This is a genomic window from Desulfobacula phenolica (assembly GCF_900105645.1).
In the GTDB taxonomy this organism is placed as follows: domain Bacteria; phylum Desulfobacterota; class Desulfobacteria; order Desulfobacterales; family Desulfobacteraceae; genus Desulfobacula; species Desulfobacula toluolica.
Genome location: NZ_FNLL01000003.1, coordinates 433,547 through 457,695 on the forward strand (window position 1 = coordinate 433,547; position 24,149 = coordinate 457,695).

The 24,149-nt window shown below is 39.4% G+C and carries 24 protein-coding genes and 1 tRNA gene; 7 read left to right on the forward strand and 18 right to left on the reverse strand.

Annotated elements, in window-relative coordinates:
* Positions 1–68 precede the first annotated feature (68 nt).
* Together BLT94_RS06905 and BLT94_RS06910 are read left to right on the forward strand one after the other, a co-directional pair.
* Positions 69–1,484: a GGDEF domain-containing protein gene (locus BLT94_RS06905; protein WP_092231965.1), complete on the forward strand. Its 1,416-nt coding sequence runs from the start codon at positions 69–71 to the stop codon at positions 1,482–1,484.
* Between the two features lie 24 nt (positions 1,485–1,508).
* Positions 1,509–3,593, forward strand: a complete 2,085-nt coding sequence (locus BLT94_RS06910; protein ID WP_092231968.1) for a 6-phosphofructokinase — start codon at positions 1,509–1,511, stop codon at positions 3,591–3,593.
* Between the two features lie 156 nt (positions 3,594–3,749).
* Here BLT94_RS06910 and ahbD read toward each other — a convergent pair whose 3' ends face one another.
* The 18 genes from ahbD to kdsA all read right to left on the reverse strand — a co-directional run bounded on the left by ahbD (position 3,750) and on the right by kdsA (position 18,478).
* Positions 3,750–4,838 carry a heme b synthase gene (gene ahbD / locus BLT94_RS06915; RefSeq protein ID WP_092231972.1) on the reverse strand — a complete coding sequence of 363 codons (1,089 nt, stop codon included), beginning with the start codon at positions 4,836–4,838 and terminating at the stop codon, positions 3,750–3,752.
* Positions 4,838–5,812: a porphobilinogen synthase gene (gene hemB / locus BLT94_RS06920; protein WP_014957684.1), complete on the reverse strand. Its 975-nt coding sequence runs from the start codon at positions 5,810–5,812 to the stop codon at positions 4,838–4,840. Before hemB ends, ahbD begins: the two co-directional genes overlap by 1 nt.
* Positions 5,812–7,002, reverse strand: coding sequence for a 12,18-didecarboxysiroheme deacetylase (gene ahbC / locus BLT94_RS06925; RefSeq protein ID WP_014957683.1), 1,191 nt, complete (start codon positions 7,000–7,002; stop codon positions 5,812–5,814). The genes hemB and ahbC overlap by 1 nt, the downstream gene beginning before the upstream one ends.
* Positions 6,999–8,744: an AAA family ATPase gene (locus tag BLT94_RS06930; protein ID WP_092231975.1), complete on the reverse strand. Its 1,746-nt coding sequence runs from the start codon at positions 8,742–8,744 to the stop codon at positions 6,999–7,001. Before BLT94_RS06930 ends, ahbC begins: the two co-directional genes overlap by 4 nt.
* A 315-nt stretch (positions 8,745–9,059) precedes the next feature.
* A tRNA-Leu gene (locus tag BLT94_RS06940) sits at positions 9,060–9,144 on the reverse strand.
* 18 nt (positions 9,145–9,162) lie between these two features.
* The gene (secG, locus tag BLT94_RS06945; RefSeq protein ID WP_092231977.1) at positions 9,163–9,450 is read right to left on the reverse strand and encodes a preprotein translocase subunit SecG; all 288 of its coding nucleotides are present in this window, start codon (positions 9,448–9,450) and stop codon (positions 9,163–9,165) included.
* A gap of 6 nt (positions 9,451–9,456) precedes the next feature.
* Complete coding sequence (tpiA, locus tag BLT94_RS06950) at positions 9,457–10,215, reverse strand: triose-phosphate isomerase (protein WP_092231980.1); 759 nt, start codon at positions 10,213–10,215, stop codon at positions 9,457–9,459.
* A 21-nt stretch (positions 10,216–10,236) separates the two neighbouring features.
* Positions 10,237–11,244 (reverse strand): type I glyceraldehyde-3-phosphate dehydrogenase, encoded by a 1,008-nt coding sequence (gene gap / locus BLT94_RS06955; protein ID WP_092231983.1) that lies wholly within the window; start codon positions 11,242–11,244, stop codon positions 10,237–10,239.
* A gap of 229 nt (positions 11,245–11,473) precedes the next feature.
* Positions 11,474–11,887, reverse strand: coding sequence for a PTS sugar transporter subunit IIA (locus tag BLT94_RS06960; protein ID WP_092231987.1), 414 nt, complete (start codon positions 11,885–11,887; stop codon positions 11,474–11,476).
* Positions 11,884–12,762: an RNase adapter RapZ gene (gene rapZ / locus BLT94_RS06965; RefSeq protein ID WP_092231990.1), complete on the reverse strand. Its 879-nt coding sequence runs from the start codon at positions 12,760–12,762 to the stop codon at positions 11,884–11,886. The genes BLT94_RS06960 and rapZ overlap by 4 nt, the downstream gene beginning before the upstream one ends.
* 77 nt (positions 12,763–12,839) lie before the next feature.
* Positions 12,840–13,298 (reverse strand): PTS sugar transporter subunit IIA, encoded by a 459-nt coding sequence (locus BLT94_RS06970; protein ID WP_092231993.1) that lies wholly within the window; start codon positions 13,296–13,298, stop codon positions 12,840–12,842.
* Between the two features lie 8 nt (positions 13,299–13,306).
* Positions 13,307–13,861 (reverse strand): ribosome hibernation-promoting factor, HPF/YfiA family, encoded by a 555-nt coding sequence (hpf, locus tag BLT94_RS06975; protein ID WP_092231996.1) that lies wholly within the window; start codon positions 13,859–13,861, stop codon positions 13,307–13,309.
* Positions 13,862–13,873: 12 nt separating this feature from the next.
* Positions 13,874–15,316: an RNA polymerase factor sigma-54 gene (gene rpoN / locus BLT94_RS06980; RefSeq protein WP_092231999.1), complete on the reverse strand. Its 1,443-nt coding sequence runs from the start codon at positions 15,314–15,316 to the stop codon at positions 13,874–13,876.
* 2 nt (positions 15,317–15,318) lie between these two features.
* Complete coding sequence (lptB, locus tag BLT94_RS06985; protein ID WP_092232002.1) at positions 15,319–16,041, reverse strand: LPS export ABC transporter ATP-binding protein; 723 nt, start codon at positions 16,039–16,041, stop codon at positions 15,319–15,321.
* Positions 16,041–16,592: an LptA/OstA family protein gene (locus tag BLT94_RS06990; RefSeq protein ID WP_245743003.1), complete on the reverse strand. Its 552-nt coding sequence runs from the start codon at positions 16,590–16,592 to the stop codon at positions 16,041–16,043. The genes lptB and BLT94_RS06990 overlap by 1 nt, the downstream gene beginning before the upstream one ends.
* Positions 16,573–17,148, reverse strand: coding sequence for an LPS export ABC transporter periplasmic protein LptC (gene lptC, locus BLT94_RS06995; RefSeq protein WP_092232005.1), 576 nt, complete (start codon positions 17,146–17,148; stop codon positions 16,573–16,575). The genes BLT94_RS06990 and lptC overlap by 20 nt, the downstream gene beginning before the upstream one ends.
* On the reverse strand, positions 17,145–17,660 hold the full coding sequence (locus BLT94_RS07000; RefSeq protein ID WP_092232008.1) for a KdsC family phosphatase: 516 nt from the start codon (positions 17,658–17,660) through the stop codon (positions 17,145–17,147). Before BLT94_RS07000 ends, lptC begins: the two co-directional genes overlap by 4 nt.
* A 5-nt stretch (positions 17,661–17,665) precedes the next feature.
* Positions 17,666–18,478 (reverse strand): 3-deoxy-8-phosphooctulonate synthase, encoded by an 813-nt coding sequence (gene kdsA, locus BLT94_RS07005; protein ID WP_092232011.1) that lies wholly within the window; start codon positions 18,476–18,478, stop codon positions 17,666–17,668.
* A gap of 156 nt (positions 18,479–18,634) precedes the next feature.
* Between kdsA and BLT94_RS07010 the strand changes: the two genes are divergently transcribed.
* The 5 genes from BLT94_RS07010 (at position 18,635) to BLT94_RS07030 (ending at position 24,142) form a co-directional block, all read left to right on the forward strand.
* The gene (locus tag BLT94_RS07010; protein ID WP_092232014.1) at positions 18,635–20,011 is read left to right on the forward strand and encodes a M23 family metallopeptidase; all 1,377 of its coding nucleotides are present in this window, start codon (positions 18,635–18,637) and stop codon (positions 20,009–20,011) included.
* A 76-nt stretch (positions 20,012–20,087) separates the two neighbouring features.
* A complete protein-coding gene (locus tag BLT94_RS07015) occupies positions 20,088–21,251 on the forward strand; it encodes a homocysteine biosynthesis protein (RefSeq protein ID WP_092232018.1) in 1,164 nt (387 codons plus the stop codon).
* Between the two features lie 23 nt (positions 21,252–21,274).
* Positions 21,275–21,898, forward strand: coding sequence for a signal peptidase I (gene lepB / locus BLT94_RS07020; RefSeq protein ID WP_092232021.1), 624 nt, complete (start codon positions 21,275–21,277; stop codon positions 21,896–21,898).
* Between the two features lie 8 nt (positions 21,899–21,906).
* Positions 21,907–22,845: an aspartate carbamoyltransferase catalytic subunit gene (locus BLT94_RS07025; RefSeq protein ID WP_092232024.1), complete on the forward strand. Its 939-nt coding sequence runs from the start codon at positions 21,907–21,909 to the stop codon at positions 22,843–22,845.
* Positions 22,829–24,142, forward strand: coding sequence for a dihydroorotase (locus BLT94_RS07030; RefSeq protein WP_092232027.1), 1,314 nt, complete (start codon positions 22,829–22,831; stop codon positions 24,140–24,142). Before BLT94_RS07025 ends, BLT94_RS07030 begins: the two co-directional genes overlap by 17 nt.
* Positions 24,143–24,149 lie beyond the last annotated feature (7 nt).

The window sequence follows — 24,149 nt, forward strand, 5'->3', positions numbered from 1 at the left end:
GGCAAAACCGGACGAGATACTATACTTGCTCATAAGCAGTTTTTAATTTTGAAAAGGATATAATACCGATGGATTCTGCTCAAGAAGAAAAAATAATCATATTACAGAATCAAGTGGAAAAACTTAAATCCCAGAAAGACACATTATTAAAGGAACTTGATACGGTTGAAGAGCAATCTGAAAGAACAAATCAATTGTATCGTAAATATTTTCCATTGATTATTGACTCTGTTGCCACAGGCGATAATTTGTTTTCAAAGGTCTGCAAAGATTTAAGCACGGCACTTAAAAAAGGTGATTCCCAAGGCAAGATCGAATATCTTTTTCAACAATTAAAAAGTGCTATACTCAAAGAGGATATTACTCCTGCTGTCTTTGTCCGTAAAAAAAAAGGCCTGTTTGCCTCGTTAATAAAAGGTGGTTCAGACTCATTTGTTGATGAATATAAACAAAGCTATCATGAAGTGGTCAATACTCTTCGGTCCACTCTGGATCAAAAATATGCAGGTAAGCTTGATAATATTACAAAGAGAATAAATGCGGCAAGTGATACAAATGATATCAGTGAAATTCGTGAAAGAGTATTCAGCCTGGTTTTTGTTTATATTTCCGATACAAATCAGGATCGTGGAAAAGTTAATGCCTTTATCCGGGAGATTGTGGGTAAAATCCTTGATATTGAATCCAAACTTGCGACAACCTATCAGCAGACAGATTCCATGTTTCAATCCAACCAGGGATTTGAGTCTGTATTGAGTTCTGAATTAATTGAGCTTAAACAAGCAACTGATGTCGCTTCGAGCATTGATGTCTTGAAAATCAAAGTGGCTGAAAGACTGGCTTATATTGAGACCACATTGGATAAAAAACAGGCAGATGACAGGTTCATCAGGGAGGCTGTTGAAGAAAACAAAAATGCCTTTAAATCCGGGTTTGTAAAATTACAAGAAGAGCTTGAGGAAGTGACAAGATATTCGGAAGAACTTGAAAAGAAACTGAACCTGGATCAGTTAACAGGAGCGTTTAACAGGCGGGCATATGATAAAAGAGTGGAAGAGGAAATGGCAAGGTTTTTACGGTATGGAACTTGTTTTTCACTGTTGTTGATTGATGCGGATAAGTTTAAATTGATCAATGATAATTATGGTCATGCCATTGGTGACAGATGCCTTAAAGAAATTATAAACAGAACCATTCCGTTATTGCGTAAAACCGATATGCTGGCAAGATATGGTGGAGAAGAGTTTCTGGTAATTATGCCGGAGACTGACGCCAAGGGTGCAAAAACAGCAGCTGAAAAAATCAGGCATACTATTGAAAATATAGAATTTATTTATAAAAAAGATAAAGTAACCGTCACTGTCAGCATTGGTGTATCGCAATCAAGAGAAGGGGACAAAAGTCATCATCAGATTTTTGAACGTGCGGATATGGCTGTTTACCAGGCAAAAGAACAAGGAAGGAACCGGGTTGTAGTCAATTGATCTGAATGGATAACAGGAGCCAATATGGAAAATCAGAATTTTAAATCACTTGAATTTTTATTAAATCATCCGAAAACAGGTCGTGTTACGTCTGATATAAATACGGAAACCATTGAAAGGCGATCATTTTCTCCAAAGAAAATTAAGATTTTTTCATCAAAGTATACAATTATTGAAGATTGTCAGGAATATCAATTTAAGCCTGATAAGGAAGCGGAAAAACTGCTGCCTGATATTATAAATAATAATGTTCAACGGCTTATTCCAGGAGATGAAAAGAGTGAAAGTGCCAAACGGGCTTTTGAGATGCGCCGGAATATAGGTGTGGTTTTTTCCGGGGGGCCTGCACCGGGCGGGCATAATGTAATAGCAGGGCTTTATGATGAGGCTAAAAAATATAATCCTGAATCCAGAATTTTTGGATTCCTTTCAGGGCCTGACGGTATACTGGAATCAAAATATATTGAGATTACTCAAAGTCTTGTGGACACATACCGTAATATGGGCGGGTTTTCCATGATCAAGACCGGAAGAACCAAGATTGATTCCAAAAACAAAATGGAATTGGCTTTAAAAACCTGCATGGAGCTTGAACTGGATGCATTGGTGGTTATAGGAGGGGATGATTCCAATACAAATGCCGCCTTTCTTGCCCAGCAGTTTGTTGGTTCCGGGATAAAAGTGATTGGTGTTCCCAAAACCATTGACGGAGATATACAGGTAAAAACAGATGACGGTCGGATACTGTGTGCCATATCCTTTGGGTTTCATTCTGCGGCAATGTCTTTTTCACAAAATATCAGTAATCTGACAACTGATGCCGGCTCAGCCATAAAATACTGGCATATTTGCAAGGTAATGGGAAGGGTTGCCAGTCACTTGGCCCTGGAATGTGCTTTTCAGACCCATGCAAACTTGATCCTGATTGGTGAGGAGCTGGCGGATTATACGGATCAGCAGCGAATTGAAAAGGCCCTGGAAAATGGTACGGTGGATTATACGGCATATGGCATGACCTTGCGCCATTTGTCACGGGTGATATGTGATACCATTGTGAGAAGAGCTGCCAGCGGTAAAAATTTCGGTGTGATGATCATACCGGAAGGCGTTCTTGAGTTTATCAATGAAATTCAGGTGTTTATTATTAAATTGAATAAAATTATTGCCGAGTATAATCATACACATGACATTAATTTTCATACATCTTTTCCAACATTAAACAACAAACTTGAATACTTAAGACGCCTGACACGGGGCATGGGAGATAAAGATAAATTTCCAATCTGGAACTTAAGAGATGATGATCTGTTTGATCAATTGCCCTCATTTTTTCAGGAAGGACTGTTGGTTGAACGCGATACACATGGTAATTTTCAATTTTCACAGGTGAAAACCGAAAATATTATCATGGATATGGTCAAGGAATATTTAACAATATTAAAAGAACAGGGCAAATATAAGGTTGGAATTGAACACTCTTATTTTAAGTCAACAATGGAATGGGCCAATATCATACCGGATAAATTTGCAACAGCCATTTTTAAAGATCCAAAGGCTGAATATCTTATTATCAAAGAATCTATTATTTCATTAAAAACCTTGAAACAGGCCTTGGTTAGCAGCGAGTTGATCGGTCCGGATGATTCCGTGCCCCAACCTATTGTTCAAATATTTAAAAAATCAGATCCCAAATTCAAGACACAAACCCATTTTTACGGATATGATGGCAGGGGGGCTGATCCTACCCATTTTGACTGTAATTATACCTATAACCTTGGCATGACTGCGTTTCATCTGATTGCAAACGGGGCTACAGGACAAATGGCAGCCATCAGAAATCTTGAAAAAAAGTTTGATAAATGGGAGCCTATAGGTATTCCAATTGCAAAACTGATGCATCTTGAAGAAAGAAATGGAAAGCTTGAACTTGTTATTGAAAAAAGCCTGGTAGATTTGAATTCCAATGCTTTCAGGGTTTTTAAAACTTTAAGAGATAAATGGCAGGCTGCAGAGTCCAACCAGGACCGGTACAGGCGTCCCGGACCGGTTAGGTTTACGGGAAATACGGAAGATGACAGCCCCATTATGTTAAGGCTCAATTCCATTTAACCATGATACCATGATATGAAAATTGAATATGGTGCAAATTGAATATGTCAAAAAGAGGCTGAAAGTATTTTTTCAGCCTCTTTTTTTTAAAATTAACTTGGTTGGATTAAACCAGCTGGATTGAACCGGTTGAATTGAGTTTGGTTTGAATCGGTTCTATTTGATTTTTCCAGGTTGATATGAACACAAAGGTTCTTCGGCAAGATAACTTCCTGTTGCTTCATAGGCCCTAGCCCGGCATCCGCCACACACTCGCTTGAATTCACACAGCCCGCACTTGCCCTCAAGATTATTAAAATTTCTCAGCTCGTTAAACACCCGAGAATTTTCCCAGACGTCTTTGAAAGTTTGTTTGGTAATGTCACCACATTCCACATCAAGAAAACCACAGGTTTGGACTCGTCCCACATGGGAAATAAAACAAAATCCAGTCCCGGCAAGACATCCTCTTGTGACCGCATCAAGGCCGTGGGTTTCAAAGGTTACGCTTTTACCGTCTTTTTTGGACCGCTGCCGTAATATCCTGTAATAGTGGGGCGCACAGGTTGCCTTGAGTTGAAGATTGACTTTTTCTCTTTGATCATAAAACCAGTTTAAAGTTTGCTCATATTCTTTGGCATTGATTTCAGTGTCAACAATATATTTGCCTCGCCCGGTTGGAACCAGGAGAAATATGTGATGGGCTACAGCCCCCAAATTTTGAGCAAGATCCAGTATCTTTGGGATTTGATCAAGATTTGTTTTTGTGATGGTGGTGTTGATTTGAAATTCAATACCAGCCTCTTTGGCGATTTTGATCCCACGAATAGAGCTTTCAAAGGCATTTTCAAGTCCTCTGAACGTATCATGGGTTTCAGGAGTTGAACCGTCAAGGCTGACACTGATTCGTTTGATACCAGAATCTTTCATCTTTTTGGCTGTTTCTTTGGTGATCAAGGTGCCGTTGGGTGCCATGACCATTCGCAGCCCTAATTTTGTTCCATATGCTGCAATATCAAAAATATCATCCCTTAAAAGAGGTTCTCCCCCGGTAAGGATAATAATGGGATCACCGACCTGCTTTATTTGATCCAGTAATTTAAAGGATGCCCGGGTATCGAGTTCATTCTCATAGGGATGATCTTCTGCTCCAGCCCTGCAGTGTTTGCAGGAAAGATTGCAGCGTCGGGTGGTTTCCCATGCAACCAGGCGAAGGGTGTTTTGCTGTTGTCCGGTTGCATGCGGATGTCCGTGTGGATGATTCATTACTTGTTCAGCTCCCTTGCCGCTTCAATTGCGGAATAGGTCAAAATCAAATCCGCACCGGCTCGTTTTATGGATAAAAGAGTTTCCATAATAAGGTCTTTGGCATTGACCCAGCCCATCATCTCTCCGGCTTTAATGATTGAATACTCACCACTCACATTATATGCCGCAATAGGCAGATCAATTTCTTCTTTTAAACGATAGATAATATCAAGATAGGACAGGGCGGGTTTTACCATGATAATGTCCGCACCTTCCTCAACATCCATAGTGGCTTCCCTTATGGCTTCAAGAGAATTGGCCGGGTCCATCTGATAGGTTTTGCGGTCACCAAATTGTGGCGCTGATTCGGCAGCTTCCCTGAAAGGCCCGTAAAATGCCGAACTGTATTTGACTGCATAGGACATTACGGGAATGTGAGAAAATCCCTCTTCATCAAGGGTCTGTCTGATTTCACCGACCCTGCCGTCCATCATGTCGGATGGCGCAACCATGTCCGCCCCGGCCTGGACATGGGACAGGGCGGTTTTTGCCAGCAGATCAAGGGATGCATCATTATCAATAATTCCGTTTTCCACAACCCCGCAATGCCCGTGATCCGTATAGGCGCAAAGACAGACATCAGTTATCACCGTGATATCAGGAACCTGTTCTTTTACCGCTTGAACAGCTTTTTGAACAATGGCGTCGGACGCATATGCCCGGGTGGCTAAAGGATCTTTCTTATCCGGAACACCGAATAATATAATAGCAGGAACACCTGCGTCACATGCTTCTTTGGCTGCCGTGACAATATGGTCACACGACAGTTGAAAATGTCCCGGCATTGAATCAATGGGTTTTTTTACGGACTTGCCTTCAATGGCAAATAAAGGAAGAATAAAATCATCGCAGGACAGCTTTGTTTCTCTTATCATGCGTCGAAAATTTTTATTTGCTCTTAATCTTCGTCCTCGAAAATCGGGAAAAAGCATTATGACTCCTTTTTTTTGATTTCTTCATCTGTCAGGTAGCAGGCAGGATCACTGTCCCAGGGATCATCAGCAACGGATTCAGCCCTGGCCCTGAAATTTCCGCCACAGATGTCAAGCCACCTGCAGCCCGCACACCTGCCTTTAACATGATTTTTCTTTTCTTTGAGCTTCATTAAAAAATCATTGTCAACATTGGTCCATATTTTGGAAAAAGGGGTGTCTTTAATATTGCCCAGACTTTTTTCACGCCAGAATTGATCCGGGTGGACCTCTCCATCCCAGGAGATGCATCCAATGCCTCTTCCCGAGTTGTTGCCCTCGTTCATTTCAAGCAATTCAAGCACCTCTGCCGCTCTTGTCGGATCTTCGTCCAGCAGTCGTTGATAGACATAGGGTCCGTCGGCATGATTGTCTACTGTGAGAACTTCTTTGGGCATATTTCTGTCATGAAGGTCTTTTGTCCGGTCCATTATCAGATCAAGAACTTTGCGGGTTTCCTCATGGGAGAGGTCTTCTTTGGCAATTTCAGATCCTCTGCCTGAATATACCAGGTGATAAAAACAGGCTCTGGGGATGTTTTTTTGTTCAAGAAGGTCAAAAATACCTGGAATATCTTTTACATTTCTCTTATTTATGGTAAACCTTAAACCTACTTTTATACCCGCTTCCTGGCAGTGTTTGATCGCTGCCATGGCTTTTTTGTAAGATCCTTTCACCCCTCTGAATTTGTCATGGGTTTCTTCCAGACCATCAAGGCTTATCCCTACATAGGACAATCCGATTTCCTTTAAGGCTTTTGCTTTTTCTTTGGTGATCAAAGTTCCATTGGTGGAAATAACAGCTCGCATTCCTTTGCTGACAGCATATTGTGCATATTCAACCAGTCGTGGATGCACAAGAGGTTCCCCGCCTGAAAACAAAAGAACCGGCACACCAAAATCAGCCAAGTCATCAATCATGGCAAGACTTTGTTCATGGGTCAACTCATTATCATAGGAAATGTCTTCCGATCTGGCATAGCAATGAACACATTTAAGATTGCAGCGCCGGGTCATATTCCAGACAACCACTGGTTTTTTATCTTTTGAAAACTGCAAAAGATGGGAGGGCAGTTGTCCGGATTGTCTTGAGTATCTTAATGCATCTGATGGTTCTACGGTTGCGCAATAAAGCTTTGAAATTCCAATCATATTATTTCTTTCCTGATAATATCGTTAAGGTATGTTTCATGGTCAACTAAGGCTTTTTTTGACAAAAAAAATCTGTTTTTCCCGGTTTTTTCCCGAATAAGATTGAATCCGTCATAGTAGTTGTCATAGATTTTGGTTAATATTTCTTCACTGGTTGCATTGTGCTTGATAAACTGCTCAATCAGGAAATCAATGGCATCTTCTTCAAAAACAATGTTCAGGTTATAGCTTTTTGATACTTCAAGCTCAATTTCTTTTACTGAATCATGGAGTTTTTTGATTTTTTTTACGGCATCTTCAATTTCCATGACAGTATTGCAAAAGCAAAACGCCATCATGTTGCACAGGCTTTCCGACAGGGTCAGGCCATGGCCTACTGAAAATGTTTTCCAATTGTCTTTTATATAGTTTGATATATAAGTTTTATGATCAAGAAAAGCTTTCTCATAAAGCTTGTCCCAGGTTGCCTGGTTTTGTTTTGATATAAGGTCGTTAAGATGGTTTTTTGGATCTTCCAGAACTTTTTTTGTGACTGCAAATTTACAAATGTTATGCGACGGCAGCTTTTCTTCAAAATCAAGCAAGGCCTCTTCAACCGCACTGACAAGACCCCGGGCACCGGTATTTTCCTTGGAAGCTTTTTGTGCAAGAAATTTTAATGCATCATCAGTAAAAACAATTTTTATGCCATATGCATTAAAATCAAGGCGCTTACTCAGTGTAACCGGATTGTTGGGCATTTTTAAAATTGAAAACAGGTCTTCTTCACTCAGGGGTTCAAGAATGCATCGAACAGGAATTCTTCCTATGAATTCAGATTCAAAGCCAAAATTCACCAGATCCTCAGCTTTGGTTTTATTTAACAGGTCATGGTCATTTTGAGATTTTACAAGCTTTGAACCAAATCCGATATTCTGTTTTGATAATCGTGTTCTGATGACATCGGAAAGCCCGCCAAATGCACCGCTGACAATAAAAAGAATATTTGAGGTGTTGACACGTCGCCGGCTTCTTTTCCCGGTTCTTTGATAGGCTTCCAATTCCTGCATCATGGAAACCGGATCATGGGGCACTTTCAGGTCAACATCGGTTTCTTCCATGGGTTTTAACAAAGCTCTTTGAACGCCTGTCCGTGATACTTGTGCCCCAATTACATTGGGACTGGCAGCAATTTTATCAATCTCGTCAATGTAAACAATGCCGCATTCGGCAAGCGCAATGTCATCATTGGCATCCTTGACCAAGTCCCGGATCAAATCTTCTACATCCCCGCCAACATAACCGGTTTCGGAAAATTTTGTGGCATCTGCCTTTACAAAAGGCACCCCGATCTTTTTGGCAATCAGCTTGATCAGATATGTTTTTCCAATTCCAGTGGGACCTAACATTAAAATATTGGATTTTATATTACCGGTGATCTTTGACATCTCTTCTCCCGAGGTTTGGGAGTGTCTGATCCGGTTAAAGTGGGTGCATATCTTGGTTGCCAGAACGGATTTGGCTTTTGCCTGTCTTACGACATACTGGTCAAGATAGGTAATAAGTTCCTGAGGTTTGATGTTAAAGTTGATAAGATTTTTTTTTCTGTTATCAGCCGGTTTTCCCGAAATCGGTTCCTGCTGCGTAAGAACAGACGGGGAAATAATTTTAACATTTCCACCAAATTTTTTATTTAGAAACTCACCCAGTTCCTTTTCTATTTTTTTAGGATCTTGCGATCTAATGTCTTTTTTATTAGTCATAATAGTCTAATATAAACAAGGTTGAAAATAATTCAAGATGACTTGGGTTTCTTTAGTGTTTTTTCTTTAAAAAGCGCACATGGTTTTCCAGAAGATTGAAATACGACAACGCTAGGCAATTGTTTGGTTTTAAAGCCCATTGCCTTGCATCCATTCGGATGTTGCGGATTCCATGTGACATAGAAGAATTCACACTTAAGACAATTTCTTCTATAATTTTTTGACATGTAACACCTGAAGTTTGATAACTGATTTTAGATAAAATTTTAAAAAAAAAGCCGCGAACAATAATTGTTCGCGGCTTTTTATATTTTGTGGTGCCGAAGGGGAGATTTGAACTCCCACGGGTCGCCCCACACGCCCCTCAAGCGTGCGTGTCTACCAATTCCACCACTTCGGCATTTTTTATCCTAATATTTTATTCGGTCGTCTGCTCAACAGGTACTGTATTTTTCTTCATCACCGATGTTTCTGACTGATGGCCTGATAAATAAGCCAGTGTCAGGGATGTTACCATAAAGATAATGGCAACGGCTGTTGTTATCTTAGTCAGGATGGTTGCAGGCCCTCCCGCGCCAAAAAGCGTCTGGCCGGCTCCGCCACCAAGAGAAACTCCCATTTCCGCACCTTTTCCGCTTTGAAGCAATACAATCAGAATCAATAAGATGCAAACGCTAACATGTAATGTAACTACTAAAGTTGTCATAATTTATTAAATGTCATAATTTATAATATTAGTAAATATGTTTGCATCAAGGCTTGCTCCACCAACAAGAGCTCCGTCTACATCCTCAATACCCATTAACTCTTTTACATTCTCCGGTTTGACTGAGCCACCATACACTATACGTGTTTGATCAGCAAAGTCCTTTGAAAATAATTTTCCAAGCAAAGAACGTAAATATTGATGAACTTTTTTAACCTGATCAGCTGTGGCTGTCTTTCCCGTGCCGATAGCCCATACAGGTTCATAAGCAACAACTAAATCCTTTAGCTCATCAAGACCAAAGCCTTTTAACCCATCTGACACCTGTTTGTCAAGTGTCAAAAATGTTTTTTCTTCATTTCTTTGACTTTCTGATTCTCCAATACACAAAATCGGCTTCAGGCCGACTTCAATGGCGGCTTTAATTTTCTTGCATACCAAGGCATTGGTTTCACCGAAATACTGCCGTCTTTCGGAATGCCCGATGATGACATATTCCGCACCAGCAGCTTTTATCATATCAGCACTGACTTCACCGGTAAAAGCGCCTTGTTTTTCAAAATAAACATTTTGTGCCCCGATTTTTATATTACTTCCTTCAAGGGATGCTGCAACCAGGGGCAGCGAAAGAAAGGTTGGTGCAATAATGATATCAATGTCTTGAACATTCGAACAAAGTTGTGTAAGTATCCTGGCTGTTTCTACTGCTTCCGGACCGGTTTTATACATTTTCCAGTTGCCAGCTATGAAAGGGATTCTACTCATTATTTTGTGCCTCCGGATCAGTTATAAGGATTTTCCCACCATTACGGCCAGGTCAATCATTCTGTTGGAGTAACCAGCCTCATTATCATACCATGAATAAGTTTTTACCATGTTGCCGTTAATGACATCCGTACAACCTGCATCAACAATTGATGAAAGCGGATTTGAATTAAAATCAATTGAAACCAGGGGGATATTGCAATACCCCAATATGCCTTTAAGATGTTCTTTGGATGCTTTTTCCAAAGCCAGGTTTATCTCTTCTTTTCCAAGACCTGTTTTTTCAGTAATGACAACAAAATCCACCATGGAAACATTGGGGGTTGGTACGCGTACAGACAAACCATTGAGTTTGCCGTCAAGTTCCGGAAGAACTAATGATACGGCTTTTGCAGCCCCTGTAGTTGTTGGAATCATTGAAAGGCCGGCAGCCCTTGCCCGTCTTAAATCTTTATGTGGAAAATCAAGAATACGCTGATCACCTGTGTACGAATGAATGGTTGTCATCATGCCTGAGATAATACCAAAGTTTTCAAGCAAAACCTTTGCAACCGGAGCAAGGCAATTGGTTGTACATGACGCATTTGAAATGATGTTATGGGATGCAGGATCATACATGTCATGGTTAACGCCCATCACGATTGTAATGTCAGGATTGCTTGCAGGCGCAGAAATGATAACTTTTTTAGCCCCCCCTTCAAAATGTTTGGAGGCACCGTCACGATCTCGGAAAAACCCTGTGCATTCGCAGACAATATCCACATTTGTATCTTTCCATGGAATTTGTCCAGGATCTTTAAAGGACGTAACTTTGGTTGTTTTATTGTCAACAATAATTGAATCTTTGTTTGCAGACACCTTATTTTTCAAGGCACCATGAACAGAGTCATATTCAAGCAGATGGGCTGTGGTTTTTGTGTCCGTAAGATCATTGACTGCCGTCACTTCCACATCCGGATTATTTAACGCTGCACGAAAGACCATCCTGCCGATTCTGCCAAATCCGTTAATTCCTAATTTGATAGTCATTTTTCGTTCTCCTTTAAAATAACTGCCACGGGCAGACCTGTCCATTTTTTTACAACAATTTGGTTGTACTGGCTTGCCCGCAACAAAAAATAAAAGTTGCTGTTTTGATTTTTGAATACTTTTATATAAACATACATGGCAGATTTATCTGCTATAACAAAAACTAAAACTCTTATTATTACAGTGTTTTGAGCTGAGTTTTATATAAAAATAGGGATAAGAAAAAAAATTATGCCCTTTTTGTTCCCTTTAAAATTTCGCTGGCAAGGGATATGCTTTTCTTCCCATGTTCTATAAGGGATGAGGTTAATTTTTCCATATTCATCTTAGATCTTGATTTGACCGCTTTTAAGAGAATAGGAAGATTCACGCCGGAAATGACTTCCACCCGTCCTTCTTCCAGGAAAGCATAACTTAAGTTTGAAGGCGTTCCTCCAAACATATCCGTAAAAATAATAACGCCATTGTCTGTTATTACTTTTGAAATTCCTTTTTTTATTTTTTTTCTTAAGCTATCCGGATCTTCAAGAATATTAATGGAAACGGAAAACAGATTGTCCTGTTTGCTTCCTAAAATAAATTCAACCGTTTCAACAAGTGAACTTCCTAAATTTGCATGGGTTACTAAAAGTATACCTGTCATGTTTCCTTTATGTCCCTGTCAATGTCCCTGTGGATCAGACCGGGCTTTAATCTTTTTTTAATTAGATGTTCATAAATGCTTCTTGCAATGGCCACGCTTCTATGTCTGCCGCCTGTACATCCAATGGCAAACGTGAGATATGCCTTGTTTTCTATCTTGTATAAAGGAATTAAATAATCAAGCAGGTTTAAATACTTTTCAAGAAAAATCCGGGTTTCATTTTGTGATAATACAAAGCGTTTAACTGCTTCGGATTCTCCATCCTGATTTTTCAGTTCCTTTATAAAATAGGGATTGGCCAAAAACCTCATGTCCATAACAAGGTCGGCATCATTGGGAATCCCATATTTAAATCCAAATGAAATAATATTTATTTTTGTCAGACTGATGGATTTGTCCCCATCATGAATAAGGTCAAGGATTTGAGATTTCAGCTGATGAACATTCAAATGGGTCGTATCAATAATATGATGTGCCGTTTTTTTGATGGGTGCCATCATTCTTTTTTCCAGTTGAATATTGTCCAAAAGACTTTTTTCATTTGTCAGGGGATGTTGCCGCCTGGTTTGGCTGAATCTTTGTAACAGCTTGTTCACAGAGGCTTCAAGAAATATGATTCGGGGTGTCATACTCAAATGATCCTCAATTGAGGCAATGCCTTGTGCATAATTTGATATGAAATTCTTACTTCTCATATCCATCACAAACGCCAGTCCCTTGATTTCCGGACTCTCCTTTAACGGCAGGTCCAGAAATTTAGACAAAAGTTCTATGGGCATATTGTCGACACAATAGAACGAAGCATCTTCAAATGCTTGAATAGCCGTTGTTTTTCCTGAGCCGGAAAGGCCGGTTATGATATAAAACTTTTGCATTTTACTTGCTTGTGACCTTTAGGTTACTTGTGATCTTTAGGTTACTTGTGACCTTTAAATCATATGTGACCCGAAGGTTAAAAGTCTTCATCCTGCTCCATAATGATATTGTAAATTTCATCAATGGATTTTGAGCTTAACAGTCTTTTTTTTAAATGATCCATTTTTAAAAGTTTTGAAATCTGGGCCAATACTTTAAGGTGCCCTCCGGTAGAGTTTTGTGTTGTCAGTAACAGGAAAAAAATATGGACGGGTTTATTGTCAAGGGATTCATATTCAATCCCTTTTTGACTGAGTCCGAAACCGACAATAATTGATCCGACCGAATCAAGTTTTCCATGCGGAATTGCAATACCTCCACCAATACCTGTGCTGCCTAACTGCTCTCTTTCCATGAGAACAGTGGCAATGTCTTTGGCTGATGCATCTGTTGCCTGTGAAACTGCAGAGGCAAGTTCATCAATAGCCCCTTTTTTGTCACTGGAGTTAAGGTTTGCAATAATAGAATTTTTATTAAGAAGCTGGCTGATTCTCATTTAATGAATTATCCTATGGGCTGGATTAACCCCAGCTTACCGTTATTGTGTTTGTATAGAACATTGAGCTGCTCTGTCCTGGCATTGTTGAAAACAAAAAAAGATTGCTTGCCGGAATCTAATTCAATCACCGCATCTTCAATATCCATGGGTTTAGTATCAACTGTTTCAATAATTATCGTATCTACCATCTGGTCTGTCATAGGGTTGTCCAATGATTCTGTTGATAAATTTAATTGGGCAGATTCATTTTTAATGCTCTGCTTATTTCTTGACAGATGCTGTTTGACTTTTTCTTTGTGTTTTTTAATTTGGGGTTTTATTTTATCCATCAGCGCGTCAATAGAGGAATACATGCTTTCGGAATCTTCTTTGGCATGAATTTTTAATTTGTCGCAAGTAAGTGTGATTTCAGCTATATGTCTGATTTTTTCAACAGACAACACAACATATGCTTCAGCCGGGCTGTCCAGCATTTTATCAAATTTATCAAGTTTTTTTTGAACATAAGATTTTAAAGCAACAGATGTGTCAATTTTTTTAAAGGTAACGGTTGTTTGCATAAAAAAACCTCCTTAAAGCTGTTTGCGTTTATTAGAAGGAAGTATGTTCAGTACTTTCCTGTATTTAGCGACCGTTCTTCTGGCAATCTGGATATTTGAGCTTTGAAGAATGTTGGCTATTTTTTCATCACTTAAAGTACTTTCCGGGTTTTCGTTTTCTATCAGCAGTCTTATCCTTTCTTTTACACTTGCAGATGCCATGGATTCTCCGCCGGTTCTTTCGATTGAAGAGTTAAAAAAGTATTTTAACTCAAAAAGTCCCTGGGGGGTATAGGCATATTTGTTGGTTGTCACCCGACTGATTGTTGATTCATGCATCTCAATATCTTCTGCTATGTCCTTTAGAATCAGTGGTTTTAAATATGCAATCCCTTTTTCAAAAAATTCATTTTGAAATTTTAGAATGCTTTCCATGACAAGGTATATTGTTTTTTGACGCTGGTGTATGCTTTTTATCAGCCAGGATGCAGACTGCATTTTTTCATTGAGGTAATTTTTTGCATCTTTTGATATTTTATGACCGTTGGCAATGGCATTTTTATAAAACCGGTTAATTTTAAGTTTGGGAAGACCGTCATCATTCATCACAATTTTAAAATTATCACCATGCTTATAAACATAGATATCAGGCGTGATATAGGCAGGTTCATCAGTGGAAAATTTTCGACCGGGTTTAGGTTCAAGGTATTGAATGATTTTTACGGCTGCTCTGACATCATCCAGGGATATTTTTAATGCTTTGGCAATTTTTTTGCTGTTTCTGTTTTCAAGATTTTTCAAGTGATTGTTTATGATTTCAGTGATAATGGGATTATCAATGCCCAGTTGATGAACTTGAATCAGCAAGGTCTCACGAAGATTTCTGGCACAAATACCGGGCGGATCAAATGTCTGAAGCACTGACAGCAGATCTTCAACAACTTCTATTTCAACACCGGAAATTTCGGCAATTTCTTCAATATCACTGCAAAGATAGCCATCCCTGTTCAGATTCCCAATAATCATATGACCGATTTTTTCTTTTTCTTCACTGAGTCCATGGAGCATTAACTGCCACTGAAGATGGGCTTGCAGGGTCTTTTTTTCAGAAGTAAACGCTTCATAATTCGGCGCTTCGGTATTTTCCGATTCCGTATAGACTCTTCCTGTGGAATTATATTCATTAATATAATTTTCCCAGTCTGTGTCAGACCTTACCTTTTCTTCAATGGTGACTTCTTTTAAGGGGGTTTCTTTTTCAGGGGAAGCGGTTTCATTTTCCAGGGCTGTAATATTATTGTCGGATGGCTCTTCTGTCCCGGCCTCTTCAAGAGCAGGATTTTGTTCCATTTCCTGTTGAATCATCTCGGCAAGCTCAAGGCGCGACAGCTGGAGCAACTTGATAGCCTGCTGAAGTTGAGGCGTCATGACCAGTTGCTGAGTCAAGATTAAACTTTGTTGTAATCCAAGTTCCATAATTATAGTTTAAAATTTTCTCCCAAATAGATTTTTTTAGCTAATTTGCTTGAAATGATTTTATCAGGATTTCCCGATTCAATAACTTTACCCTGGTTCATAATATAGGCATTATCACAAACCCCTAAGGTCTCTCTTACATTATGATCTGATATTAAAACGCCTATTCCTTTTTTAGTCAAATGATAAATTATTTGCTGGATATCAATAACCGCCAAAGGATCAATCCCTGCAAAGGGTTCGTCCAGAAGAATAAACAAAGGGTCTGTGGCAAGGACTCTTGAAATTTCAAGCCGCCGTCTCTCTCCTCCGGAAAGTGAGCCGGCTTTTTGCCCGGCAAGATTGATAATGCCAAGCTCTTTCATCAGGCCCATGGTTTTTTGTTCAATATCAATGCCGTTTTGAGGCAACACTTCAAGTATGGCTGTAATATTTTGTTTTACCGTCAATTTTTTAAAAATGCTTGATTCCTGAGGAAGATATCCTATTCCTTTTCTTGCTCTTATATACATTGGATATTGCGTAATATCATCATCATCAATCAGAACTTCACCCTGGTCGGGTTTGATCAATCCAACCGATATATAAAATGTAGTTGTTTTGCCAGCCCCGTTTGGTCCTAAAAGTCCGGTTACTTCTCCTTGCTTCACTGTAAGGCTGACATGATCCACAACTTTTTTGCCGTCATAGATTTTTACAAGATTTTTTAATGCAAGTTGTGTCATTATTGTTTTTCAGTGATATTATCTTCAGGATTAAAAAGCGCTTCAACTCTTTTTGTACCGTCACTTTCCACGAGTACTTTATCTTGATTTCTGAAAAGGGTAATCTTTGTTCCGGTTACAAAACTTGAGCCTGTTATTAATTTGGGAGCTTTGCCCGTGAGAACCAATATTCCGTCTTGGGTTGTATAGACAGCTTTGTCGGCAAATGCCTTTCGTTCGCCGGCAATGTATTTGACATTGCCGGTGGAAACAATTTTTTTGATATTGTTTTGAGCATCCTTGTTTTTATTGTCATCCATAAAGTAAATTTGAATGGAATCAGCAAAAACAATGGAATCCGCTTTTGTGACTTTGACATTACCGATAAATTCAATCATTGAGGTATTTTTTTGTGCAATCATTTTATCGGATTCAACGTGAAGAGGAGCTTCTTTGAAAGTCTTTTGCGTTTGGGAGTGGGCAATTTTTATCTGCCACAGCCCTATAAAACAAAAAATAAAAAAAAGCACAAAAAAAAGGCGGGTTGATTTATTAAAGAACAAATTTTTCACTGAAATTTCCTTTAACATGCCCATTTAAAATTATCATACTATCATTGAGTTCCGTTTTCATTGAATCTGCTTCAATAAAGGACTTTTCCTTTTCAAGCCTCACATGAGTATTGGAATAGATTATATGTTCTTTTTTGTTATAATGCAACTTATCAGTTCTCAGGACAGAAGTTTCATGGGTTACAACCACATTATCGGAAAATGTCATATCATGCGTCTTTGTCTGGAGTACGCCTTCTTGAGATGTCAGGTGAACCTTTTTATTGTCTTTTGTAAAAAAAAAGACTGATACATCGATTAGAACAGCCTTATTTTCATCTTTCAAGAGTGTTGCAGAGCCGGCTTTCAACTCCCACTCCTTTATCCCGTTTTTTTTTGAAATTTGCTTTAAAACGTTTAATTTTAAGGCGGCTTTGGAGTCTATTTTAATATCGTGAAGTTGCGGTGGGGTAGAAAGCAGCTTGTCAAAATAAAAAAATCCACTGATGATGAGAATCATCAAAATCAAAATGCCAATCAAAGGGTAGGTCAGTTTGTGTTTTGAAGCGTATGTCATAACAGGTATTGATTAAGAATGATGTCCCATAATCCCTTTGCTTTCAAAATGTTGTCACAAATTTCCCTGACAGCTCCCTGACCTCCTTTTTGGATTGTTATAATGTCTGAATGGATTTTAACCTCTTCTGGTGCTTCTGGAACACAAAAAGAAAGCCCCACTCTTTTCATGACAGGAAGATCAATCAGATCGTCTCCGACAAACGCTATTTTTTCAGGTGCTGTTCCTGTCCGGGCAGTGATGGTGTCAAGGGCTTTTGATTTGTCCTTTATACCGTCAAACAACAATGTTATCCCAAGATTTTCACACCGGTATTCCAAGGCCTTTGATTTACGGCCGGTGATAATTCCGACCCCAATTCCTGCATCCATCAGCAGTCGCAGTCCTAAGCCGTCTCGTGAATGAAAACTCTTTATCTGCTCTCCCGAATCTGAATAGGTGATGCTTCCGTCTGTTAATACTCCATCCACATCCAGCAGCAAAAGATCAATATTTGCAAGCTTGGTTTTCATATGTGTTATCCTACTGCTTTTTTGATTGCCACAAGGGTGGTTAAAAGATCTTTCATATCGTTTAACGGCATGGAATTGGGTCCGTCGCACAGGGCTTTGTCAGGTTCCGGATGGGTTTCAATAAACAATCCGTTTGCACCTGCTGCTATGGCGGCCTTTGATAAAGTGGGTACAAATTGCCTTTCTCCGGCAGAAGAATCCGTGGCACCTCCAGGGAGTTGAACACTATGTGTCGCATCAAAGACAACCGGTACACCTAAATTTTTGATAATAGGTATGGATCTAAAGTCCACAACAAGATTATTATAACCGAATGAAGACCCTCTTTCGGTTATACAGATATTGGTATTTTTGGATTCTTTTGCCTTGTTAAGAATATTGTTACAGTCAATAGGAGATAAAAACTGTCCTTTTTTTATGTTGACCGGTTTGCCTGTATTGCAGGCTGCCATGATTAAATCCGTCTGTCTGCACAAGAATGCCGGTATTTGGAGAATATCCAGAACCTTTGCCGCTTTTTGAGCCTGGTCAGGCAAATGAATGTCTGAAATAACAAGGATATCCAGATCTTTTTTGATTTTGTCAAGAATGGTTAATCCTTCGTTAAAGCCAGGTCCCCTGAAAGAGTGAACGGAAGTGCGGTTTGCTTTGTCAAAGGATGCCTTGAAAATAAAAGGAATATCAAGTTGTTCTGTAATTTTTTTTAAATGTTTTGCAATACGGTAAGTGATTTCATGGCTTTCTATCACACAAGGGCCGGCAATGAGAAAAAATCTTGGGTCGGGTCTATCGACTAAATTGAAAAAAAAATTGTCCATAATTGCATCCTGAATAAAAGGTTTTGAAGCCAAATTATATTTTGAGGTCAAAAAAGTCAAGAATGGAAAATTGCTTGATAAGTTCGATCATAGCTGCTATTTTACTGTAAATTTATTTATTCACACACTAACCTCCTGAAAAGATAGGTATTATTGATGAAAAGAGTTGTCTTTTTTGTTCTGTTTTTTGTTGTTTTTATTCCAATTGTTTGGGTGCTTGTTCATAAATTTGAAAGCAAAAAACCAATTGTCGATATTACAATACCGTCTATATACTTGAAAAAATCCTATGAAATGTCACTGAATATTACAGATCATCAAACAGGTCTGCGCAAGATTATGGTATCCATAATGCAGCAGGGCAAAGAAAAGGTTTTGCTGGAAAAGCAATATGCTTCTTCAAATTTTTTAGGTTTGTTTCCTGAAGTGAAGAAGACGCAAGATACTTTTACCATACCTGTTTTGTTCTGGAAATATGGGATGACCGATGGTGAAGCGGTTATCCGGATAATGGTTTCTGATTTTTCATGGCGAGGCTGGAACAAGGGCAATGTTTTTTATATCGAAAAAAAGGTCGTTATTGATTCAAAACCTCCCAAGGTGAGGGTCTTAACGAAACGTCACAATATTGAACGTGGAGGTTCCGGTCTTGTTATTTACAGGATATTTGAAGAAAATTTAAAAAGCGGTGTTAAAGTTGGGGATAATTTCTTCCCGGGTCATGCCGGTTTGTTTGAAGATAAACAGATCTATGCTGCTTTTTTTGCTTTAAGCCACGTGCAGGGTTCGGGTACTCAAATTTCTGTCGTTGCCGAAGATATGGCCGGCAATATTACAAAAAGAGGATTTTATCATTATATAAGGGATAAAAATTTTCAAACAGATGTTTTGAATATTTCCGATCGTTTTCTCGAACAAAAAGTTTATGATTTTGATGTGGATGACAAAAATGGATTTTTTCAAGAACAAGAATCTTCCTTGCTTAAAAAATTTTTATATATCAACGGTGAAGTCAGAAAGAATAATGTTGAAACCATATTAAAGGTTCCCCAAATAACACAAAACGAAAAATACTGGGACGGCATGTTTTCAAGGCTTAATGGATCTGCAAGGAGAGCTGGATTCGCTGACCGACGGATTTATAAATATAAGGGCAATGAAATCGACAGGGCGGTTCATTTGGGTGTTGATTTGGCTTCAACTTCCAATGCAACGGTTAAAGCTGCCAATTCGGGCAAAGTGATCCTGACAAAATTTATCGGCATATTCGGGAATACCGTGATGATTGATCATGGATTCGGGCTTTGCAGTCTTTATGCTCATTTAAACCATATTTCAGTAAATGAAGGTGATATGGTTAAAAAAGGTGATGATATTGGTTCAACTGGTTTGACGGGTCTTGCCGGCGGCGATCATCTTCATTTTTCAATGATTGTACATAATGTTTTTGTAAACCCTGTTGAATGGTGGGATGATTCATGGATTAAAAATAATATTACATCAAAAATTGATTTTGTGAAGCAGATTGATTAGCAAAATTGGAACAGTAATGTGGGACATATTTCAAAGCTGTCCCTGATACATAATACAAGATACGATAAGGTTTATTATGAGTGATTATAAAGTTAATAAAACAATTGAACAGATAAATAAAAAAATTGCAGCCGGCGAAGCTGTGGTTGTTACTGCAGAAGAAATTATCGATATTGCGAAAAAAGAAGGCATTATTGAAGCAGCAAAAAAAATTGATGTGGTAACCACCGGAACATTTGCACCCATGTGTTCATCCGGGGCGTTTATCAATATCGGCCAGTCCAAACCCCTGGTCAGAACAACAGAAACCTGGATTAACAATGTGCAGGCATATTCAGGTTTAGCAGCCGTGGACTGTTATCTGGGTGCTACCCAGACCTGTGAGGATGATCCGTTAAACAAACGCCATCCAGGTGAATTTAATTATGGCGGCGGTCATGTGATCCAGGATCTGGTTGCCGGAAAACAAGTTCATATACGGGCGGAAAGCTATGGTACGGACTGTTACCCCAATAGAAAAATAGAGAAACTTGTCACATTAGAAGAGTTGCCCAATGCCATGTTGTGTAATCCTCGAAATGCCTATCAAAATTATAATTGTGCAATCAATAAATCCGATAAAATTAAATATACTTATATGGGAACTTTAAAATCAGACATGGGCAATGCCAATTATTCAACATCCGGGGAACTCAGTCCGCTGTTGAATGATCCGTATTTGAAAACCATTGGTGTTGGAACCAGAATTTTTCTGGGAGGCGCACAAGGGTATGTGACATGGACTGGCACCCAGCATAAAAAAGAAGTTGAAAGAGGATTGAACGGCGTGCCGGTGACACCGGCAGGTACCCTTTCCGTAATGGGGGATTTAAAGCAGATGTCTCCCGAGTGGCTTGTCGGCCAGAGTATTCGAGGCTACGGTGTTTCTTTGTCCGTCGGCTTTGGAATTCCGATCCCTATTCTAAATGAAGAAATCCTTAAATATACTTCGGTTTGCGATGAAGATATTTTTACTCAGGTTATTGATTATGGATATGATTATCCAGAAGGCATTTCAAAATCCTATGGCCAGGTAAGCTACGCAGAACTGAAAAGCGGTTCGATTATGATCAAAGGAAGGAAAATCCCAACAGTTCCATTATCTTCAATGATAAAGGCACGAAAAATAGCTGATATTTTAAAAAAATCCATCCAGAAAGCAAAATTCTTTTTAGGTCAACCACAACATATGTTCTATTAGAGGTTAAACAATAAGGATAAAAAATGGCGGAAAAGAAACCTAAGAGTTCTTTGCGGGAAAATATAGAGGCAATCATTATAGCAATAGTTATTGCCATGTTTATCAGAACGTTTATTGTTCAAGCATTTAAGATCCCATCGGGTTCCATGCTTGAAACGCTTCAAATCGGAGACCATATCCTGGTCAATAAATTTATTTATGGAGTAAAAATTCCGTTTACGGACGGTAAAACACTGATCTCGGTTAAAGATCCTCAAAAAGGTGATATCGTTGTATTCAAGTATCCTGAAGACCCATCCAAGGATTTTATTAAAAGGGTGGTTGCCACAGGGGGGGATACCGTGGAAATCATCAATAAAAAACTTTATGTAAATGACAGGCTAATTGAAAATGAGCCTTATGCTGTTTATAAAACCGGCATCATATATCCTGGAATTGTCAGCAAAAGAGATAATTTGAACAAAACTATTGTCCCTGAAAATAATTTGTTTGTCATGGGAGATAACCGTGACAACAGTCATGACAGCAGATTTTGGGGTTTTGTTGATCTGAAGGCAGTCCGGGGAGAAGCATTTATCATTTACTGGTCATGGAATAAGAATAAATTCGGAGTCAGATGGAATAGAATTGGTGATTTATTAATATAGGGAGCAATATGCAGTTTACAAAAAAGGATGTTCTGGATATAGAATCTCTTGAACCTTCCGAAATTTCATTGATCCTTGATACAGCCCGAGGCATGAAAGAAATTTCAGAACGGCCTGTTAAAAAAGTACCCACATTAAGAGGAAAAACCATTGTTCTTTTTTTTCAGGAGCCTTCGACAAGAACAAAACTTTCCTTTGACACGGCAGCCAAACGGCTTTCCGCAGACAGTATTTCAATTTCAAAGAGTTCATCGAGTATCGTGAAAGGGGAGACCCTGATTGATACGGCCAAAAACCTGGAAGCCATGAAACCGGACGTTATTGTCCTGCGTCATCCGTCATCCGGAGCGCCTCATTTGATTTCAAAATATGTCAATGCTTCGGTGATTAATGCAGGAGATGGAATCCATGCACACCCCTCCCAAGCGCTGTTGGATATGATGAGTGTCCGGGAAAAAAAAGGGAAAATAGACGGGTTAAAGATTTCTATTATAGGGGATATTGCCCACTCAAGGGTGGCAAGATCAGATATTATCGGTTTTTCAAAAATGGGCGCAACGGTTTCCATCTGTGCGCCTGAAACCATGATTCCCATGGGAATAGAAAAATTAGGATGCACAGTATCACCTAATATCGAAACCTGTATTGAGGGGGCTGATGTGGTTATGATGCTCCGGATTCAAAAAGAAAGACAGGGAAACATACTTTTCCCTACGGAAAGGGAATATGCAGCGCTTTTCGGGCTGAATAAAATCCGACTGGCTCTGGCAAAAAAAGATGTCATTGTAATGCATCCAGGACCCATGAACAGGGGTGTTGAAATATCAAGTGATGTTGCAGATGGTCAGTGTTCTGTTATTTTAGAGCAGGTCACCAATGGGGTTGCTTTGAGGATGGCATTATTTTATCTGGTAGCAGGAGGTAACAGGCATGCAGACTCTGATTAAAGGGGCACGGGTTCTTGATCCGGGGAAGATAGATGAGAAAAAAGATATTCTCATTAAAAATAATCTTATTGAAGCTATTATTGATCCTATTGTTGACCCGACTATTGATCCGATTGCAGATTTGGATGAAAATAAAACCGAATCTGGTATTAACGTAATAGATGCTAAAGGAATGATCGTGGTTCCCGGATTAATTGATATTCATGTTCATTTGAGAGAGCCGGGGCAAGAATATAAGGAAAACATTGAGACAGGTCTTGCTGCTGCTGCCAGGGGAGGTTTTGCAGCAGTTTGTTCCATGCCCAATACAATCCCGGTTAATGATAACAGACAAGTGACGCAATTTATTATCCATCGTGCAAATGAATTGGGGCTTTCAAAAGTATATCCCACCGGGGCAATAACTCAGGGTTCAATGGGAAACACCCTTGCTGAAATATATGATATGAAAAAGGCTGGTATTGTTGCGGTCACTGATGATGGAAAACCAGTGGAAAATTCCAATCTGATGAGGCGGGCTCTGGAATATTGCAAGGGTTTGGACATGCCGGTTTTTGTCCATGCGGAAGATTTAAGCATTGTAGACGGCGGCTCGATGAATGAAGGCCCGTTTGCCACAGCCCGGGGCATAAAAGGAATTCCCAACGCAGCAGAGACGATTATGGTTGTAAGAGATATAGCGCTTTGTGAACTTACAGGCGCATGGGTTCATTTCTGCCATATCAGTACCAGAGAGTCGGTGGAAGCCATCAGGCAGGCAAAAAAACGAGGGGCAAGAGTTACTTGTGAGACAGCACCCCATTATTTTACGCTGACAGATGAGGATGTGAAAGATTATAATACTAATTTTAAAATGAATCCACCCTTGCGCTCAGAAGAAGACAGGCAGGCCGTTATCCAGGGGCTGTCAGATGGGACAATTGATGTGATCGCATCAGATCATGCCCCTCACAGCGTGATGGAAAAAGATGTGGAATTTGACATGGCAGCTTTTGGTATTGTCGGATTGGAAACCTCATTGTCTTTGTCATTAAAACTGGTTCATAACGGAGTTTTAACCCTTGAGGCGCTTGTCAATAAAATGGCAAAGAACCCGGCAAAAATTATTGGTCTTAATAATGACATCAAGTCTGGAAATTTTGCAGATTTGACCATTATAGATCCTGATCATGCCTATGAAATTGATCCTGAAACATTTAAATCCAAAAGCCGAAATACCCCTTTTTCCGGACTTAAGGTCAGGGGCAGTGCATTTTTAACCATGGTAAATGGCAGGGTTGTGTATCAAAGGGATTAAACAGCAG

Bases quoted from the DNA above. Each gene is read 5' to 3' on its own strand.
- secG (WP_092231977.1), bottom strand. From the start codon at position 9,450: ATGACAACTTTAGTAGTTACATTACATGTTAGCGTTTGCATCTTATTG.
- rpoN (WP_092231999.1), bottom strand. From the start codon at position 15,316: ATGGAACTTGGATTACAACAAAGTTTAATCTTGACTCAGCAACTGGTC.
- BLT94_RS07015 (WP_092232018.1), top strand. From the start codon at position 20,088: ATGAGTGATTATAAAGTTAATAAAACAATTGAACAGATAAATAAAAAA.
- BLT94_RS07030 (WP_092232027.1), top strand. From the start codon at position 22,829: ATGCAGACTCTGATTAAAGGGGCACGGGTTCTTGATCCGGGGAAGATA.
- BLT94_RS06970 (WP_092231993.1), bottom strand. From the start codon at position 13,298: ATGAGAATCAGCCAGCTTCTTAATAAAAATTCTATTATTGCAAACCTT.
- BLT94_RS07000 (WP_092232008.1), bottom strand. From the start codon at position 17,660: ATGAAAACCAAGCTTGCAAATATTGATCTTTTGCTGCTGGATGTGGAT.
- lepB (WP_092232021.1), top strand. From the start codon at position 21,275: ATGGCGGAAAAGAAACCTAAGAGTTCTTTGCGGGAAAATATAGAGGCA.
- lptC (WP_092232005.1), bottom strand. From the start codon at position 17,148: ATGACATACGCTTCAAAACACAAACTGACCTACCCTTTGATTGGCATT.
- kdsA (WP_092232011.1), bottom strand. From the start codon at position 18,478: ATGGACAATTTTTTTTTCAATTTAGTCGATAGACCCGACCCAAGATTT.
- BLT94_RS07025 (WP_092232024.1), top strand. From the start codon at position 21,907: ATGCAGTTTACAAAAAAGGATGTTCTGGATATAGAATCTCTTGAACCT.
- hemB (WP_014957684.1), bottom strand. From the start codon at position 5,812: ATGCTTTTTCCCGATTTTCGAGGACGAAGATTAAGAGCAAATAAAAAT.
- BLT94_RS06960 (WP_092231987.1), bottom strand. From the start codon at position 11,887: ATGACAGGTATACTTTTAGTAACCCATGCAAATTTAGGAAGTTCACTT.
- rapZ (WP_092231990.1), bottom strand. From the start codon at position 12,762: ATGCAAAAGTTTTATATCATAACCGGCCTTTCCGGCTCAGGAAAAACA.
- BLT94_RS06905 (WP_092231965.1), top strand. From the start codon at position 69: ATGGATTCTGCTCAAGAAGAAAAAATAATCATATTACAGAATCAAGTG.
- lptB (WP_092232002.1), bottom strand. From the start codon at position 16,041: ATGACACAACTTGCATTAAAAAATCTTGTAAAAATCTATGACGGCAAA.
- ahbD (WP_092231972.1), bottom strand. From the start codon at position 4,838: ATGAATCATCCACACGGACATCCGCATGCAACCGGACAACAGCAAAAC.
- ahbC (WP_014957683.1), bottom strand. From the start codon at position 7,002: ATGATTGGAATTTCAAAGCTTTATTGCGCAACCGTAGAACCATCAGAT.
- gap (WP_092231983.1), bottom strand. From the start codon at position 11,244: ATGACTATCAAATTAGGAATTAACGGATTTGGCAGAATCGGCAGGATG.
- BLT94_RS07010 (WP_092232014.1), top strand. From the start codon at position 18,635: ATGAAAAGAGTTGTCTTTTTTGTTCTGTTTTTTGTTGTTTTTATTCCA.
- hpf (WP_092231996.1), bottom strand. From the start codon at position 13,861: ATGCAAACAACCGTTACCTTTAAAAAAATTGACACATCTGTTGCTTTA.
- BLT94_RS06910 (WP_092231968.1), top strand. From the start codon at position 1,509: ATGGAAAATCAGAATTTTAAATCACTTGAATTTTTATTAAATCATCCG.
- BLT94_RS06930 (WP_092231975.1), bottom strand. From the start codon at position 8,744: ATGACTAATAAAAAAGACATTAGATCGCAAGATCCTAAAAAAATAGAA.
- tpiA (WP_092231980.1), bottom strand. From the start codon at position 10,215: ATGAGTAGAATCCCTTTCATAGCTGGCAACTGGAAAATGTATAAAACC.